The 16,824-nt window shown below is 40.4% G+C and carries 16 protein-coding genes; 4 read left to right on the top strand and 12 right to left on the bottom strand.

Annotation, left to right across the window (positions count from 1 at the left end; genetic code table 11):
• The first annotated feature begins 18 nt into the window (after positions 1-18).
• Together acpP and fabF are read left to right on the top strand one after the other, a co-directional pair.
• The gene (gene acpP, locus BLV55_RS07155; RefSeq protein ID WP_093312818.1) at positions 19-252 is read left to right on the top strand and encodes an acyl carrier protein; all 234 of its coding nucleotides are present in this window, start codon (positions 19-21) and stop codon (positions 250-252) included.
• A 36-nt stretch (positions 253-288) separates the two neighbouring features.
• Positions 289-1,527 carry a beta-ketoacyl-ACP synthase II gene (gene fabF, locus BLV55_RS07150; protein WP_093312817.1) on the top strand — a complete coding sequence of 413 codons (1,239 nt, stop codon included), beginning with the start codon at positions 289-291 and terminating at the stop codon, positions 1,525-1,527.
• 69 nt (positions 1,528-1,596) lie between these two features.
• Here fabF and wrbA read toward each other — a convergent pair whose 3' ends face one another.
• Both wrbA and BLV55_RS07140 read right to left on the bottom strand, forming a co-directional pair.
• Positions 1,597-2,220 carry an NAD(P)H:quinone oxidoreductase gene (gene wrbA, locus BLV55_RS07145; protein ID WP_093312815.1) on the bottom strand — a complete coding sequence of 208 codons (624 nt, stop codon included), beginning with the start codon at positions 2,218-2,220 and terminating at the stop codon, positions 1,597-1,599.
• 110 nt (positions 2,221-2,330) lie between these two features.
• Positions 2,331-2,777, bottom strand: a complete 447-nt coding sequence (locus BLV55_RS07140; protein WP_093312813.1) for a MarR family winged helix-turn-helix transcriptional regulator — start codon at positions 2,775-2,777, stop codon at positions 2,331-2,333.
• Positions 2,778-3,007: 230 nt separating this feature from the next.
• Here BLV55_RS07140 and BLV55_RS07135 point away from each other — a divergent pair, with 230 nt between their 5' ends.
• Both BLV55_RS07135 and argH read left to right on the top strand, forming a co-directional pair.
• Positions 3,008-3,559, top strand: a complete 552-nt coding sequence (locus tag BLV55_RS07135) for a biotin transporter BioY (RefSeq protein ID WP_093312812.1) — start codon at positions 3,008-3,010, stop codon at positions 3,557-3,559.
• 86 nt (positions 3,560-3,645) lie between these two features.
• Positions 3,646-5,034 carry an argininosuccinate lyase gene (argH, locus tag BLV55_RS07130; RefSeq protein WP_093312811.1) on the top strand — a complete coding sequence of 463 codons (1,389 nt, stop codon included), beginning with the start codon at positions 3,646-3,648 and terminating at the stop codon, positions 5,032-5,034.
• 56 nt (positions 5,035-5,090) lie between these two features.
• Here the strand turns inward: argH and BLV55_RS07125 are convergent, their stop codons facing one another.
• The 10 genes from BLV55_RS07125 to gcvT all read right to left on the bottom strand — a co-directional run bounded on the left by BLV55_RS07125 (position 5,091) and on the right by gcvT (position 16,760).
• The gene (locus tag BLV55_RS07125) at positions 5,091-6,341 is read right to left on the bottom strand and encodes a glutamate-5-semialdehyde dehydrogenase (protein WP_093312809.1); all 1,251 of its coding nucleotides are present in this window, start codon (positions 6,339-6,341) and stop codon (positions 5,091-5,093) included.
• Between the two features lie 29 nt (positions 6,342-6,370).
• Complete coding sequence (gene proB / locus BLV55_RS07120; RefSeq protein ID WP_330386585.1) at positions 6,371-7,507, bottom strand: glutamate 5-kinase; 1,137 nt, start codon at positions 7,505-7,507, stop codon at positions 6,371-6,373.
• A gap of 14 nt (positions 7,508-7,521) precedes the next feature.
• On the bottom strand, positions 7,522-8,631 hold the full coding sequence (gene mutY / locus BLV55_RS07115) for an A/G-specific adenine glycosylase (RefSeq protein WP_093312807.1): 1,110 nt from the start codon (positions 8,629-8,631) through the stop codon (positions 7,522-7,524).
• Positions 8,632-8,634: 3 nt separating this feature from the next.
• Complete coding sequence (locus BLV55_RS07110) at positions 8,635-9,882, bottom strand: DNA recombination protein RmuC (RefSeq protein WP_242870064.1); 1,248 nt, start codon at positions 9,880-9,882, stop codon at positions 8,635-8,637.
• A gap of 393 nt (positions 9,883-10,275) precedes the next feature.
• Positions 10,276-10,815: a peroxiredoxin gene (locus tag BLV55_RS07105; RefSeq protein WP_093312805.1), complete on the bottom strand. Its 540-nt coding sequence runs from the start codon at positions 10,813-10,815 to the stop codon at positions 10,276-10,278.
• Positions 10,816-10,905: 90 nt separating this feature from the next.
• Positions 10,906-12,309 carry a dihydrolipoyl dehydrogenase gene (gene lpdA / locus BLV55_RS07100; RefSeq protein WP_093312802.1) on the bottom strand — a complete coding sequence of 468 codons (1,404 nt, stop codon included), beginning with the start codon at positions 12,307-12,309 and terminating at the stop codon, positions 10,906-10,908.
• A gap of 83 nt (positions 12,310-12,392) precedes the next feature.
• A complete protein-coding gene (gcvPB, locus tag BLV55_RS07095) occupies positions 12,393-13,853 on the bottom strand; it encodes an aminomethyl-transferring glycine dehydrogenase subunit GcvPB (RefSeq protein ID WP_093312800.1) in 1,461 nt (486 codons plus the stop codon).
• Positions 13,850-15,193, bottom strand: coding sequence for an aminomethyl-transferring glycine dehydrogenase subunit GcvPA (gcvPA, locus tag BLV55_RS07090; RefSeq protein ID WP_093312798.1), 1,344 nt, complete (start codon positions 15,191-15,193; stop codon positions 13,850-13,852). Before gcvPA ends, gcvPB begins: the two co-directional genes overlap by 4 nt.
• Position 15,194: 1 nt before the next feature.
• Positions 15,195-15,578 (bottom strand): glycine cleavage system protein GcvH, encoded by a 384-nt coding sequence (gene gcvH / locus BLV55_RS07085; RefSeq protein ID WP_093312796.1) that lies wholly within the window; start codon positions 15,576-15,578, stop codon positions 15,195-15,197.
• A gap of 69 nt (positions 15,579-15,647) precedes the next feature.
• Positions 15,648-16,760 (bottom strand): glycine cleavage system aminomethyltransferase GcvT, encoded by a 1,113-nt coding sequence (gcvT, locus tag BLV55_RS07080; protein WP_093312794.1) that lies wholly within the window; start codon positions 16,758-16,760, stop codon positions 15,648-15,650.
• Positions 16,761-16,824: the final 64 nt, after the last annotated feature.

The raw sequence follows: 16,824 nt of genomic DNA, 5'->3' as shown, positions 1-16,824 counted from the left end.
TTAAAGGAGGAGTATCAAATGGTATTTGAAAAAATCGCTGAAATTATTGCTGAACAATTAGAATTAGATGGGGTAGAGGGTATCAAAGCAGAAACATCTATTATGGATGATCTGGAGGCTGACTCTTTAGATGCCGTAGAGATTGTCATGGCTATTGAGGACGCATTTTCTATCGAGATATCAGACGAAGATGCCGAAGGATTCAAAAATATTGGTGATATCGTTAAATACGTTGAATCGAAACAGGGTTAATTTTCCCTGTTTCTTTACTAGAAGGAGGGCTTTAGTATGAACCAAAGAGTAGTGATTACCGGTATGGGTGCTGTTACCCCCATTGGAATCGGTGTCGACACTTTTAAGGACTCATTAATGAGTGGAGCTAGTGGCGCAGGCCCTATTACTCATTTTGATGCATCCGAATACAGCGTACAGTTTGCTGCAGAGGTGAAAGATTTTAATCCTGCCGATTATTTGGATAAACGTGAAGCTAAGAAAATGGACCGCTTCACCCAGTTTGCAGCCGCTGCGGCTTATGAAACTTTTGAGAACGCAGGCTTCAAGGAAGGCGAGCTGGATCCAGACGAATTTGGTGTGATTCTTGGTTGTGGTATCGGAGGACTTACCACCCTTGAAGATCAGCACACCAACCTGCTAAACCGCGGACCACGACGCGTGAGTCCCTTTTTAATCCCCATGATGATTTCTAATTTAGCGGCAGGTCAAGTGGCTATTTTAATGAATGCCAAAGGACCAAATATGACCATCGTTACCGCTTGTGCTTCTGCAACAAATGCCATTGGCGAAGCTTTCAAAATGATACAACGTGGTGCTGCCAAAGCTATTCTTACGGGAGGAACGGAGGCTTCCATTACGCCTATTAGCATCGCAGGATTTGCTTCCATGAAAGCTTTATCTACTCGTAACGATAGCCCCGGTACGGCCAGCAGACCCTTTGATTCCCAAAGAGATGGTTTCGTTATGGGCGAAGGCGCTGGTCTTATCATGTTGGAATCTTACGAACATGCTAAAAAAAGAGGTGCCACCATTCTTGCAGAAATGGTTGGTTATGGAACCCATACAGATGCTTATCATATTACAGCACCAGACCCGGAAGGTAAAGGCGCTTCCACCGCAATGCAAAAAGCGATTGAAGATGCCGGCGTTACACCAGAAGCCATCGGTTATATCAATGCGCATGGCACTAGTACCGATTATAACGACCGACTGGAAACCATGGCCATCAAAAATGTTTTTGGTGATCATGCCCCTAACTTAAACATTAGTTCTACAAAATCAATGACCGGTCATCTCTTGGGAGCTGCTGGCGGTATAGAAGCTATTGCTTGCGTTCTAGCCTTACAAGAACAAAAAATACCACCTACTATTAATTACGAAAGTCCTGATGAGGCATGCGATCTAAATTATACACCAAATAAGGCACAATCAGCCACTTTCCAATATACACTTTCAAACTCTCTTGGTTTTGGTGGTCACAATGCCTGCATTCTCATAAAATCTTACACGTAACCTTAAGAAAAACCCGACGTAGCGGGTTTTTCTTGTTATAGCGAACAAGATATAGAGAACAAAATGCCGCTATGCTTTTAGCCCTTCTTTCACCCATCCAGCAACTTGAATAGTTCGGTTAGCCTGATGCTGAATGGCCGCTTTTATGCTTTCTTGCTCACCACTCATATTTCCTTCCCCATCTACTGTCACAGAGGTGCCATAAGGATTTCCACCAGCACCAAAAATGACCGGATCTGTGTATCCTGGTGAGGCTACAATAGCTCCCCAGTGATACATCATTGTATAGAATGATAAAATAGTTGCTTCTTGACCACCATGTTGATTTTGAGCTGAGGTCATAGCGCTAACTACCTTATTGGCCAGCTTCCCTTCTGCCCACAAAGGTCCTGTTTGATCTAAAAATGATTTTATTTGAGAAGGCATCATTCCAAATCTGGTTGGAAAACTAAAAAGAAAAGCATCTGCCCATTCAAGATCTTGATTGCTTACCTCCGGAATATCTTTCGATGACTCATCATTTGCTTTCCTCATAGGATCGGCATCAATAACTGCCTGAGGGACGACTTCTTTTACTTTCAAGATTTTGACTTCAGCACCTGCCTTTTGAGCTGCCTCAGCTGCCCATTTTGCCATTTTTTGATTGGTTCCGGTAAAACTGTAATATACAATTGCTAATTTTACTTTTTCCATGATATCTCTCCTTTTCTTCATGTCATGTTCTAGTTATTATTTATCCATAAGGAATAAATCTACTCCTTCCAAAGATTCAAATTGGAACCTTTGACACTAGGAGCTATGTATTACATGCCCAAACCAATTTTTTTCAATAACCTTATAGCTTCTTTTTTTTCATCACCACTGAGTGATTTTAATATTTTTTTGATGGCTTCTTCATGAGAAGGAAAAATGGATTGCATCTTTTCCTTACCCCTTTCGGTTAAAGTCACATACGTAACTCTTCTATCCTTTGAACAGCCTTTTCGTTCAATATATTTTTTTTCCTCAAGTTTATCGATCGTATAAGTAATGCTATTGCTTTTGAGCAGCACCTTTTCTCTTATTTTCTGAATTGGTTGTATCCCTTTATGATATAAAAGTTCTAATACCGCAAATTCTGTTGGATTCAATCCATATCTTCGAATATCTTTCAAAACAGCTTCTGAAACAGAAGCATAAGCTTTTGATAGTACAACAAATAACTTCAAAGAATCTTCGCTTACATGGTTATCATTTTCGACAATAGCCATTCAGCCACCACCTATTCTTATTGCTTGTTTAACAACTTTACATTTGATTAATATCGACATCAATTATATTGAATTTAATATATTTATACCTCTTCTTTTTCTTCTTAAACACGAAAATGATTCTTCTTATCAATTAAAAATAATTTTTGTTAACCATTCCCTTTTTTATAGTTGACAGTATTTCTTCTCTCCTTTATACTCTATTTATACTGTTATTAGGAGGTTTTTCCATGAAGCCTAAAATAAGCATTCATGACTGTACTCGTATTTCTTTACTCGCTGCACTCATTGCTGTTTCAAGTTATATTATTATCCCCCTTCCTTTTTCGCCAGTTCCAGTTACTGGTCAAACTTTAGCTATTATGCTTTGTGCCTTACTGCTAACTCCGGGACAATCAACACTCACGCTTTCCATCTACCTTCTTCTAGGTATCATCGGCCTGCCTGTGTTTGCCGGAGGGTCTTCTGGTATTGGTGTTATTTTGGGACCAACCGGTGGTTTTTTGATAGGCTTTCTTCCAATGGCTTACTTTATTAGCTTTTTTAAGGGGTCTTCTCCTAATATGCTCCGATATTTTTTAGTCTCTGGCTTTAGCAGCTTGATTTTGCTGAACTTAATCGGCGTCCCTTGGCTTGCCTATTCTGCTGGTATCAGCTTTTCCCAGGCTATCGCCCTAGGGTTTCTCCCCTTCTTGCCCGGCGGAATCTTAAAACTGTTTCTTGCCGTTTTATTAGCCTGGAAACTTATTCCACAGCTTTCGTTTATAACATCTAATCGGTAGCATCCATTACTGGTTATATTGTGGTTTTTCTTGACGATAACCTCCTTTATGAATTATGATGGTAAGAAACACAAGGAGGATCTGGTATGGAGGATAAAAAAGCACTATGGAGTGGACGTTTTGCCGGCTCCACGGCTGATAAAATGCAAAAGTTCAGTCAGTCTTTAGATACAGACTGGTCTTTTTTTCGAGAAGATATCGCTGGTAGTCGAGCCCATGGAAAAATGTTGTTAAAAGTGGGATTGTTAACCGCTGAAGAACAGCAAAAGATTGATCAGGCTCTTTTAGAAATTGAAACAGAGATTGAACAGGGAGATTTCAAGCCAGATATAGCGCTTGAAGATGTCCATATGAATATAGAAGCTCGTTTAATAGAAAAGTTAGGACCTATGGGAGCAAAAATACATACCGCCAGGTCCCGCAATGATCAGGTAGCAACAGATTATCGTCTTTTTATGAAAAAAAGAATCCGAGAGATTATGCAACAGCAAGACGCCTTGCTAAATGCGCTTATAAATCGGGCGGAAAAGGATATTGATGTTTTTTTGCCAGGTTTTACTCATTTGCAACATGCGCAGCCAGTTTCCCTTGGGCATTTTTGGATGGCTTATTTCTGGAAATTCCATCGGGACTTTAACCGCATGGCCGCTGCCTTTGACCAGGCAGATCAGTGCCCCTTAGGTGCTGGCGCCTTAGCCGGTACAACCCTTCCCATAGACCGGCACTATTCGGCAAAACTTCTCGATTTCACTAATGTTACAGAAAATAGTCTGGATACTGTATCCGACAGAGATTACTTACTCGAATTTCTATTTGCGTCTTCTACTTTTATGCTTCATATTAGCCGACTCTGCGAAGACTTGATTCTATGGAACACCCAGGAATTCGATTTTATTGAATTACCAGATGCCTATTGCACCGGTTCAAGTATGATGCCAAACAAAAAAAATCCAGATGCGCTGGAACTAATGCGTGGAAAAACGAGCGGGGTGCTTGCTTCCTTAAATGATTTAATGATTAATCTAAAAGGACTTCCGCTTACTTATAATCGTGATATGCAAGAAGATAAGCGTCCTGTTTTTCATACTTTAGACACTCTAGAAGAAATTCTTGGCCTCTTGCCAGATTTGCTGAATGGTGTCACCATGAAATCAGCATCTATTAAACAGCATCTACAAAAGGGCTTTCTATTAGCAACGGATATTGCCGAATATCTCGTCTCAAAAGGAGTTCCCTTTCGTCATACTCATCATATTGTTGGGCAAGCTGTCCAATACTGCCTTGAAAACAACAAAGAGTTTGCTGATCTTTCCTTAGATGAATGGGGAAAGTTTAGTGATTCTATTGGAGAGGATCTTCTTTCGGTTCTAAGCATCGAAGCCGCTGTCGATCGGCGAAGTAGTTTTGGCGGAACAGCACGATCGGAAGTGAAGAGACAAATTAAAAAAGCTACTTCGCTCCTCGAAACAATCTAAAAAAGAAGCACCTTGCCTTATGAATTAAGTGCAGCGGTGCTTCTTTTCATTAGCCTTTATTTTCTTATTTGCCCATCTCCATAGATCACATATTTCGTACTGGTCAGTTCCTTTAATCCCATAGGGCCCCGTGCATGCAATTTTTGAGTACTGATACCTATCTCCGCCCCATATCCAAATTGTTCTCCATCTGTAAACCGAGTAGAGGCGTTAACATAAACAGCCGCCGCATCAACACAACGTAAAAACTTTCTGGAATTACTATAGTGTTCCGTAATGATTGCTTCCGAATGACCTGTACCATAACGTTGAATATGTGTAATGGCTTCGTCAATGCTATCAACTACCTTAACCGCTAGAATAAGATCCAAAAATTCCTCGGCATAATCAGAATCATTTATTTCAATAGCGTCTTCAAAAGCTTCTTTGGTAAAATGATCCCCTCTGATCTCTACCCCTTTTTCATTAAGAAGAGGAAGCAACTCCGGCAACAGTGCTTTTGCTTTTTCTTTATGGACCAACAAGGTTTCTAAGGCATTACACACTCCTGGCCTTTGAGTTTTTGCATTGATAACGATCTGTTTTGCTTTTTCCAAATCAGCGTTTTCATCAACAAAAATATGACAGTTACCTATTCCCGTTTCAATAACGGGAACCGTAGCATTTTTTACTACTGTTTGAATAAGTCCAGCTCCACCACGTGGAATGATAACATCTAGGTAGTCGGTCATTTGAATAAATTCCGTTACAACTTCTCTTCCTGTTTGTTCGATACTTTGAATACTACCTTTTGGACAGCCAGCTTTCTCAGCCGCTGTTGCAATCAGTTCTGTTAAAATGCGATTGGAATGCAGCGCATCCGATCCACCACGAAGAATGACCGCATTACCAGTTTTTAAGCATAGCCCAGCTGCATCTACCGTCACATTCGGTCTGGCTTCATAGATCATTCCAATAACGCCCATTGGTACCCGCATTTTTCCAATCTCTATGCCTTGAGCTCCTATCCACATTTCCTCTACTTTTCCAATAGGATCTTCAATTCCTCTCAGCGCTTTTAATCCATCTGCCATCGCGTAAATACGTTCTTCTGTCAACATCAACCGATCCATCAAAGCATCCGAAAGAGCGTTTTCTCTTCCATTACGCATATCTTCTTTATTAGCTTCAAGGATTCGATGCACTCCTTGTTCCAGAGCTTCTGCCATTTGTAGCAATGCATGATTTTTTTCTTCTGCCGATAAAAGTGAAAGTGAATTGGCTGCTTCTTTGGCTAATTTTCCTTTTATTATCAATTCTTCATTCATAACTTCGACTCCTTTTCTATTTATTCTGTTTATAGCAAGGTTAAGTGATCCCGATGAATAACTTCCATATAATAGCAATACCCTAAAATTTTCTCAATATCCTTACTTTGGCATCCTTTTATTTTGTCAATTTCATTAAACCCATAGTTGCTGATGCCTCTGGCAATTTCTCCTTTTTTTCCCAAAATGCTAATAACGCTTCCCTTTTCAAAAGTTCCTTTCACCGATGTGATCCCGCTAGGCAACAAACTTTTTCCTCGATTTCTCAAAGCATTTTCAGCACCTTCATCAACGGTTATCTCCCCTTCTGTTTTAGAAGCAAAACCTATCCAGCCTTTTTTCACGCCCATACGATGCTCTTTGGGAAGGAATAAGGTTCCTACTTTTTTACCTTCCACAATATCCAATAACACTTCTTGTTGCGACCCATTCGCTAAAATCATAGGAATTCCATTATTTGTCGCAATTTTAGCGGCTTCTATTTTAGTAATCATACCACCACTACCCAGATTTGAACCAGGTTTTCCAGCCATACTTTCGATTTTTTCTGTAATACTGGTTACTGTTTCAATAAAAGGCGCCTCTGGATTGTCCTGTGGGTTTTCTTGATACAGACCATCAATATCGGATAAAAGAACTAAAAGATCTGCATCCACTAAAACAGCCGTAAGTGCTGCCAGGTTATCATTATCACCAAATCGGATTTCATCAAAAGAAATAGTATCATTCTCATTAACAATCGGAATAACGTCGTAACGATGCAAGGCTGTTAATGTATGTCTTGCATTCAAATATCGTTCCCGACTATTAATATCATCCCGTGTTAACAAAACCTGTGCAACAATCTGGCTGTATTCACCAAAAAACTTTTCATACATATGCATCATAACGCCTTGTCCAACAGCGGCCAAAGCTTGGCGTTGAGGTATTCCCGAGGGTTTTTTTCTAAGTCCCATCTTTCCCATACCGCTTCCGATAGCACCTGATGATACCAGCGTTACTTCGTAACCCATATTCTTAATATCCGCTATTTGACGGGCGATATGATCCATACGATAGTAGTTGATGCGCCCGTTGGCATGGGTTAATGTGCTTGTCCCTACTTTTATTACCATTCTTTTCATACTTAAACTCCGTTTTTCTTCCACGTCTTTCATATGATGCATCGCATTCATCCCTTCTATGAGTCTGCTGAATCTAAAGAAATGCTTCTAAGTACTTTCTGATACACTTCTGGAAACGCTAATTTTTCTATTTCAGACAACTGAATCCACTGGTAACCCATTATATCACTAGAATCTATTTCAGCTTCATAAATTGTCATGTTCCATTGCTGATGGGAAAAAATATGTTTAGCCTTTCCTATCTTTCTCGTCATAACCATGGTGGTCAACAAGCGAGTCTCTTCCTCAGACTCTTTATTTTCATTATTATAACCTTTATTATTTTCCTGCACCAGCCCCTGTTTGCTTTCTAAACTTTCCTGTGTGGGGAATACCCACATTCCTCCCAGTAAGCCTTTGGAAGGATTTCTTTTCAGCAATAATGCATCCTTCTTTTTATTCCAGACAACAAAGACGTGTTTCTCCAGTATTTTTTTATTGTTTTTCTTTATCCTTATAGGTAACTCTTGCGCTAGTCCTGATTTCTTAGCCTGGCAGGAATTCTGTATAGGACAGTCTATGCACCGGGGGTTATTCGGTAGACATACGACAGCACCTAACTCCATCATGCTTTCATTGAAATCGCCTGGTCTATCCTTTGGAATCATGCTCTCTAGCTTAGTTCTTACCAGTTTAACCGCTCTTGGTTCTAAAACATTTTCTTTCAAAGCGTATATTCGACTAAAAACTCGCATAACATTACCATCAACAGAGGATAACGGCATGTCGTAAGCCATACTCAGTACAGCCGCCGCCGTATATGGTCCGATCCCAGGAAGTTTGAGTGCCTCTTTTTCCGATTCAGGAAAAGTTCCGTCATGCTCTTCCTGCATAATACGAGCGGCTTTTAATAAATTTCTTGCACGACTATAATAGCCTAACCCTTCCCATTGCTTCAAAACATCATCCTCATTAGCCGCTGCCAATGCTTGTATATTAGGAAAACATGTCATGAATTTTTCATAATATGGAATTACCGTTTCAACCTTTGTTTGCTGAAGCATTATTTCCGAAATCCATCTTTTATAGGGATCCTTTGTGTTTCTCCAAGGCATGATTCTGTTTCCAGCATCAAACCAGTCCAAGAGTTTTCTTACCCAGGCTTCATCTGGTATTGGTTTTATCACGCTTTACACCTCTTCATCCTGTAGCTCATCGCTAATCTTTTCATCCTCAAACCATTGCAAGGTAGTTTCACTTGGCATTTCTTCCACTTCTCTCAGCCTACGTTCAATGGCCCTGGTTCTTACTCCTGCTTTATCAATGACATTACTTGCCTCCTGCAATTTTTTTCTTGTTTTGTCCAGAATACCTCCAAATTTTCCAAATTCCGACTTAACCGCTCCTAATAATTCCCATACTTCACTGGATCTTTTTTGGATGGCCAGCGTTCGAAATCCCATTTGCAAACTATTCAATAAGGCAGACAAAGTAGTTGGTCCAGCAATGGTTACTTTGAACTCTCTTTGAATCTCTTCAAAAATTCCTAAGCGTAAAACTTCTGCATATAATCCTTCAAAAGGCAGGAACATAATAGCAAAGTCTGTTGTATAGGGCGGGGCAAGGTATTTTTGATTTATCATCCGCGCATCTGTTTTTATTCGATTGATAAGATTTTTTCGGCGACTGTCAATCATTTCGCTTTCCCCGTTTTCATAGGCATCCAGAAGATGTTGATAGGTTTCTGTTGGAAACTTCGCATCAATCGGCATCCAAACAGGTTTCGCCTTAGAGTCGTTTCCTGGCAATTTCACAGCAAATTCTACCCGGTCAGCACTATCTTCTTGAACCGCCACATTTTTCTCGTATTGCTCCGGGGTTAGTAATTGCTCCAAAAGACTCTCTAACTGATATTCTCCTAATACGCCTCTTGTTTTGACGTTACTGAGGACTTTTTTTAAGTCCCCAACTCCATTGGCTAAGTTTTGCATTTCGCCCAATCCTTGATGAACTTGTTCTAAACGACTGCTCACTTGTTTAAAGGACTCCCCCAGACGATGCTCCAATGTTTTATGTAATTTTTCATCAACAGTTTCTCTTATTTTTTCCAATTTTTCGTTATTATCTTTTTGCAAATCGCTAATTTTTCCTTCAACCACTTCACGCAAGTGATCTAGCTTATGTTCTGTTATTTTTATAATATGATCATGCCGCCCGGTCATCACTTGTGTTGTTTTGTCTAACCGCTCACCGGTGGCATTTTCAAACTGTCGTAAAGCTTGTAAAAGCTCTGCTCTACTTTCTCTCTCGCTTTGACGATATAATTCCCGGTTTTTTTCTGATTCCTCCCGATAGTTCTTTTCTATTCGCTCTAACTTTATCAAATAAAAAAACTGAATCATTAAAATTGCTGCCATCACTATGATTTCTACTGTCAAAAAAACACCGCCTTTTCTCGTTAATGACACCCTATCTATTGTAACATGAAATATTACCGGAACAAAGATTTCCTACATTAAAAAGAGCCAGTGTCTAAAGACACTGGCTCTGAGACTGAAGACAAATTATGTAGACATGATAATTTGAGGCGAGGACATCTAACGAAGAGCTTGTATGTGTTTTTCGAAAAAGAGAGAAAACCGGTAGAAATCCTTGTTTGAACGGAGTACCCGCAGGGCACGAGTGAGTTTGGATTTCTGTTTTCGACCTTTCGACCAAAACACACAAGATCGTAGTGTTATAACCGAGTTCAAATTACTTTGTCTACAACCTGAGAGCCAGTGTCTAAAGACACTGGCTCTTTCAGAAAGGGAGTGACTGGAACAAACAGTCTATAATGTTTCTTCTCCAGGGCTCCAATCTATGGGGCATAACCCTCCACTTTTTAGAGCATGAAGAACTCTTAGAGTTTCATCAACGCTACGTCCCACATTCAAATCATGCACGACAGCGTATCTTACAATGCCTTCAGGATCAATGATGAATAATCCTCTTAAAGCAATTCCATCTTCTTCCACTAGTACTCCATAGTTGCGAGCAACTTCCTGCGTCATGTCTGAAGCAAGGGGGAAATCCAATTTTCCCAGACCACCTTTATCATGAGCCTGATGAATCCAAGCTTTATGAGAATGTTCACTATCCGTACTAACACCTAAAACTTCAGCATTAGCATCTTGGAAGTCTTTAATTCTCTTGTTCATGCCTGTAATTTCCGTTGGGCACACAAAGGTAAAGTCTAGGGGATAGAAAAACATAACAAGCCATTTTCCTTTGTAATCATCCAATGAAATTTTCCCAAATTTTTCACCTTCACCGTCCACAAAATTCATTTCAAAATGCGGTGCAGGTTTCCCTACAATTCTTTCTGTCATAAGATAACCTCCTGATAATTTTTTCGTCATTATATATTTATCCAGTCAGAAGGATCTTAAACATCAAATGATAATAATTTTCATTTTTGTTTATTTTTTCCGTGGCGGTGCCATGTGAATCGCTTCATTTGTCGCTGCTAACGCCGCTTCCATCACCGTTTCCGCTAACGTCGGATGAGCATGAATTGTTTGAGTAATATCTTCAAGAGTCATATCATGACTCAGCGCAAGGGCTCCTTCATGGATTAGATCCGATGCATGAGCACCCATAACATGCATGCCTAATAGCTGATGGTTATCTTTCCGAGCAATCACTTTTACAAATCCTTCCGGTTCACCCATTCCCAGAGCTTTGCCATTCGCCCCAAACATAAATTTCCCTGTGAGGTAGTCAATTTCCTTTTCTTTTACCTGTTCTTCTGTCATTCCGACACCAGCCAATTGCGGATCCATAAATACACAGTCAGGAACAACGTCAAGCCTTATTCCCGACTCATGGCCCAGCATACGTTCTACAGCTGCTATTCCTTGATGAGACGCCACATGAGCCAACATCATCCCGCCCAGCACATCACCAATAGCAAAAACGCATTCATTGCTCGTTTGCAGATGTTCATTTACCTTTATGCCGGCTTCATCGTACTGAACACCTGCTTTTTCTAAGTTGAGCTGATTCAGCATCGGGTCTCTTCCCGGTGCCATTAATAACGTATCTGCCTCAATTTTATCTTCTTTGCCATTCTTTTTATTACGTATGTCAATTTCGAGACCCTCACCCGTATGTGTAATGCCTGTCACACGACAATCCTGTTTCAAATCCAAGCCTTGTTTTTTTAAGTAAGGTTGTACTCTTTTTATCATTTCTCCATCCATTCGTTTTAGAAGCGTTGAAGAAACCACCGTCACCTCTGAACCAAAAGCGTTAAAAATAGCTGCTAATTCTATTCCAATAACACCACTACCTGCAACAGCAAGTTTTTTAGGAATATGATCAATATCCAGCAGTTCATCACTTGTAATAACTCCCGGAAGGTCTGTCCCTTCAACCGGTAAAATAGACGGCTTCGAACCACTGGCGATAAGGATTTTTTCGCCTTCTAAAACCAATGTTTCGCCTTCTTTTGTGCTGACCTCCAGTGTTTTTTCTCCAGCAAAAGTTGCCCAGCCGTGGATCACTTCTACCTGATATGCTTTCAGGAGTTTTTCGATACCACCTACCAGTTGATCTACGACTGCTTTCTTTCTGCTTTGAATTTTTTCAAAGTTAATACGATATCCTTCTAAGTCCACTCCAAATTCATGCATTTTCTTTAGATCGTTTATTTTTTTTGCATTTGTATACATTGCTTTCGTTGAAATACAACCTCGGTTTAAGCAGGTGCCACCTATATCCCGACCTTCAACCACTGTTACTTTTGCACCAAGCTGCGCCGCTCGGATAGCGGCAACATAGCCACCCGGACCAGCACCGATAATGATGAACTCTTTTTTCATTCTGACAAACCTCCTCCAAGAAAGCCGAGTGCTAGGCTAAAGCTGCACTCGGCTTGTTTTTAGATAATGCTTGTTTTAAGAACTTATATGGGTAATTCACACTTAAGAACCGGCTCTCTAGCTGCTTTTACCTCATCTAGTCTACGTACCGGCGCAACATGTGGAGCTGCCTTTAGAATATCCGGATTGTCGTCTGCTTCCTGAGAAATAGCCTTCATTGCTTCTATAAAAGCATCCAGTGTTTCTAAGCACTCTGTCTCTGTCGGTTCAATCATCAACGCTTCCGGTACAATCAGTGGAAAATAAACTGTTGGTGGATGAAAACCATTATCCAGCAATCTTTTCGCAACATCTGTCGTATTAACTTCCATTTCCTTTTTACCAAGACCTGCCAATACAAATTCATGCATGCAAACCCGGTCAAAGGGCAATTTGAAGTGGTTTTTCAAATGGTGCATCAGATAATTCGCATTCAAAACAGCCATCTGGCTTACTTTTTTCAATCCTTCAGCACCCATGGTTTTGATGTAGGTATACGCTCGGACGTTAACCCCAAAGTTGCCATAGAAAGAGTGAATCTTTCCAATACTTTCTGGGCGGTCATATTCCAGAGCATAGGAATCTCCATCTTTTACCACTGCTGGCTTGGGTAAGAAAGGTATTAAATCTTCCCGCACGCCAATAGGTCCGCTTCCGGGTCCACCTCCACCATGTGGTGTTGAAAAGGTTTTGTGAAGGTTTAAGTGAACCACGTCAAAGCCCATATCTCCTGGTCGAGATACCCCTAATATGGCATTTGCATTGGCTCCATCGTAATATAACAGTCCGCCAGCTTCATGAACAAGTCGTGCAATCTCCGTAATATTTCTTTCATATAGGCCGAGAGTGCTTGGGTTGGTTAACATCAATCCTGCAATGTCGTCACCCAAAACAGCTTTAAGGCTCTCTATATCAACGTCTCCATCCCTGTTAGACTTTACCTCTACTACATCATAGCCTACCACATGAGCACTGGACGGATTCGTACCATGTGCTGAATCAGGAACAATGATTTTTTTCCTTTGTGCATCTCCTCTTTTTTCATGATATGCTTTTATCACCATCAGTCCAGTCATTTCGCCATGAGCACCAGCTGCCGGTTGAAGTGTTATGCCTGCCATTCCAGTGATTTCAGCCAACATGTTTTGGAGTTCATACATCATCTTCAGTGCACCTTGTGCCGTCTCTTCCGGTTGATAAGGATGCAGTGTATTAAATCCTGGCAAAGATGTCATGTCTTCGTTAATTTTAGGATTGTATTTCATGGTGCAAGAACCTAATGGATAGAATCCTTTATCAATAGCAAAGTTCTTTTGCGAAATATTAACAAAATGACGAACCACATCTAATTCACTTACTTCCGGCAAAGAAAGATCCTTTGTCGATCTCATGCTTTCAGGTATACCAGCTTCTATATCCATATCCTTTAACTCGTCGGGAGGTAGTCGATATCCGGTTCTACCAGGTTTCGAAATGTCGCACAGCAGCTTTGTATACTCCTTCATTTGATCCCCTCCAAACCTTTTACTAGTTGGTGAATTTCATCTAGACTTCGCTTTTCTGTTACGCAGAGAAGCATTCCGTTTGTTATTTCCGGATAGTATTTATCCACAGAGAATCCTCCCAGTATTCCCTGTTTCATTAATTCTTTATTGATCTCGTCAACATCTCCGGGAGCAGTCACCATAAACTCTTTAAAGAAAGGTTTATCAAAAGTTCTCTTTAGCCCGGTTTCTTTCTCAATTTTCTCTAAGGCATAATGTGCTTTTCGATAGGACTGTTCTGCCACTTGCCGCATCCCTTGTTTCCCCATTAAAGACATGTATGCAAGTGCCGCCAAAGCGTTCAATGCTTGATTGGTGCAAATATTAGAAGTTGCTTTTTCACGACGAATATGTTGTTCTCTGGTTTGTAAGGTTAATACGTATCCCACATTTCCTTCAACATCGGTGGTTTGCCCTACGACTCTTCCTGGCATTTTTCTCATTAGTTTCTGAGACGCAGCCATAAATCCTAGGTATGGTCCTCCGTAGTTCATTGGATTTCCTAAAGACTGCCCTTCACCAATAACAATGTCTGCACCTATTTCGCCCGGTGATTTAAGAAGTCCCAAAGAAATCGGATCCACGTTCATAATTAACAGCCCTTTATCCTGATGGGCAATTTTTTCTGCTTCTTCCATTTCTTCGATGATTCCAAAGAAGTTTGGATTTTGAATAATCACACCAGCTGTCTGCTTTGTCACAGCTTCTTTAAGTTTTTCTAGGTCGGTCACACCTTCTTTAGAAGGTATTGTCACCACTTCAATACCGTTAAAGCGACCATAGGTTTCCAGCACTCTTCTGGTCTCTGGATGAACGGTTTCTGAAACAACCACTTGTTTGCGTCTGGTTTGAGCCGCTGCCATGTATGCCGCTTCTGCTGTTGCTGTTGCACCATCATACATTGATGCATTAGCAATATCCATTCCTGTCAAATTCGCTATCATTGTCTGAAATTCAAAAATGACCTGAAGGGTTCCCTGACTAGCCTCTGCCTGATATGGGGTATAGGCTGTATAGAACTCGGAACGGGATGTAATATGTTTGATCACAGAAGGAATATAGTGATCATAAGCTCCCGCACCCAAAAAGCATACGAGATCTTCTGCACTTTTGTTATCTTTTGCTAAATCCTGCATATGATGTTGTATTTCTATTTCTGACTTTGGTTCTTCAAGCATTAATTCTCTCTGTAATCGAACATCCTTAGGCACATCGGCGAATAAATCTTCAAGATCTTTCATTCCCAATGTATCTAACATTTTTTTAATGTCTTCTTCTGTATGTGGAATATAGGGAAACATATTACGCCTCCTCTTCGCAGAATCTTTGATAGTCCTCCGGTTTCATCAGCTCATCTAATTGAGATTTATCGCTGATTTTAATTTTTACAAACCAATTAGCTAACGGATCCTGATTAATCTGACCAGGGTCATCCTCTAACTCTGTATTGATCTCTAAAACAGTTCCATCTACTGGTATATACATATCTGCAGCCGCTTTAACTGATTCGATGACACCAAAAGCATCGCCTTTTACATATGTTTCATCAACTTCTGGTAATTCAACAAATACAATGTCTCCTAAGGCTTTGGATGCAAAGTCTGTAATGCCCATATACATTTCGTCTCCCTGAACATCCACCCATTCATGCTCACTGGTAAATAATAACTTTTCCATTTCTCTCATTGTTATTCCTCCCTTATATTCATTTATAATCATTACATGAAACTCTAGTTAGTTCTTTCGCCATTCCAATTAACCTTTAGATTTTGTATTCTTTCTGTAAAAAGGGGTCGGTATTAATTTTGCTTCCACCTGTTTTTTTCGTATTTGAATCGTTATTTGTTCTTGTCCTTCTATGGTTTTTCGATCTACTAACGCCAAACCAACGTTTTTATTTAATGTTGGTGATACATAACCCGTTGTCACAAATCCTATCTTTTCACCTTCTAATAAAACATCATATTCACTTCTCGGAATCCCTTTGCCAAGCATTTCAAAGCCTACTAGCTTTCTGGGAATCCCTGCTTCCTTTTGTTTTTTAAGAGCTTCTAATCCAATAAAATCATCTTTCTTTAACTTAACAAAAAAACCATATCCTGCTTCAACTGGTGAAATATCTTTCGATATTTCATGCCCATACAACGGAAGTCCTGCCTCAAAGCGCAATGTATCTCTACAACCTAGCCCTGCAGGTTGGATACCTTCGTCCTCACCAGCCTTCATCAAAGCTTTCCATACGGTTTCTAACTCATCCCATTTTGTATATATTTCAAAACCATCTTCGCCGGTATAACCAGTTCTGGAGATAAGACACTTAACACCAGCAATTGTTACATGATCCTTAAAGTTGAAAAATTTAATTTCAGATAGGTTCTGGTCCGTAACCCTTTGAGTAATTTCCTCTGCCAGCGGCCCCTGGATAGCAAGTTCTGCTGTCCTATCTGATTCATCAATAACATCCACTTCGAATTTTTGAGCTTTCTCATTGATCCAATCCAGATCCTTTTGAACATTCCCAGCATTAATAACAAGCAGATACTCATCCTGAGCAAATCGATATACGAGCAAATCATCCACTACCCCACCTTCGGGATAGCACATAAAGGTATACAGTATTTCACCATCTTTCATCGAAGAGAAGTCATTTGTTAGCAAATGCTGAATAAAGGACAGGGCTTCCTTTCCTTTCACCCTTACTTCTCCCATGTGGGATACATCAAACATACCTGCCTTTTGTCTGACGGCGTGGTGTTCTGACATCAGCCCTTCATACTGAACAGGCATCTGCCATCCTGCATACTCCACCATTTTACCTCCATTGGCATCATGCCACTGATAAAGTGGTGTTCGTTTTTCTTCTGTCATATTGCTCCTCCTTCCTTTGCTAGCCTCCTTGTTATAACTACCCAACATTTTGCTTATCTCACAT

The organism is Tindallia californiensis, assembly GCF_900107405.1.
GTDB classification, from domain to species: domain Bacteria; phylum Bacillota; class Clostridia; order Peptostreptococcales; family Tindalliaceae; genus Tindallia; species Tindallia californiensis.
Note: the sequence above shows the minus strand (reverse complement) of the source record. Positions and strands in the feature narration are given on the sequence as shown.

Bases quoted from the DNA above. Each gene is read 5' to 3' on its own strand.
- fabF (WP_093312817.1), top strand. From the start codon at position 289: ATGAACCAAAGAGTAGTGATTACCGGTATGGGTGCTGTTACCCCCATT.
- gcvH (WP_093312796.1), bottom strand. From the start codon at position 15,578: ATGAGAGAAATGGAAAAGTTATTATTTACCAGTGAGCATGAATGGGTG.
- argH (WP_093312811.1), top strand. From the start codon at position 3,646: ATGGAGGATAAAAAAGCACTATGGAGTGGACGTTTTGCCGGCTCCACG.
- gcvPA (WP_093312798.1), bottom strand. From the start codon at position 15,193: ATGTTTCCCTATATTCCACATACAGAAGAAGACATTAAAAAAATGTTA.
- gcvPB (WP_093312800.1), bottom strand. From the start codon at position 13,853: ATGAAGGAGTATACAAAGCTGCTGTGCGACATTTCGAAACCTGGTAGA.
- wrbA (WP_093312815.1), bottom strand. From the start codon at position 2,220: ATGGAAAAAGTAAAATTAGCAATTGTATATTACAGTTTTACCGGAACC.
- BLV55_RS07135 (WP_093312812.1), top strand. From the start codon at position 3,008: ATGAAGCCTAAAATAAGCATTCATGACTGTACTCGTATTTCTTTACTC.
- BLV55_RS07105 (WP_093312805.1), bottom strand. From the start codon at position 10,815: ATGACAGAAAGAATTGTAGGGAAACCTGCACCGCATTTTGAAATGAAT.
- gcvT (WP_093312794.1), bottom strand. From the start codon at position 16,760: ATGACAGAAGAAAAACGAACACCACTTTATCAGTGGCATGATGCCAAT.
- BLV55_RS07125 (WP_093312809.1), bottom strand. From the start codon at position 6,341: ATGAATGAAGAATTGATAATAAAAGGAAAATTAGCCAAAGAAGCAGCC.
- acpP (WP_093312818.1), top strand. From the start codon at position 19: ATGGTATTTGAAAAAATCGCTGAAATTATTGCTGAACAATTAGAATTA.
- proB (WP_330386585.1), bottom strand. From the start codon at position 7,507: ATGCATCATATGAAAGACGTGGAAGAAAAACGGAGTTTAAGTATGAAA.
- lpdA (WP_093312802.1), bottom strand. From the start codon at position 12,309: ATGAAAAAAGAGTTCATCATTATCGGTGCTGGTCCGGGTGGCTATGTT.
- BLV55_RS07140 (WP_093312813.1), bottom strand. From the start codon at position 2,777: ATGGCTATTGTCGAAAATGATAACCATGTAAGCGAAGATTCTTTGAAG.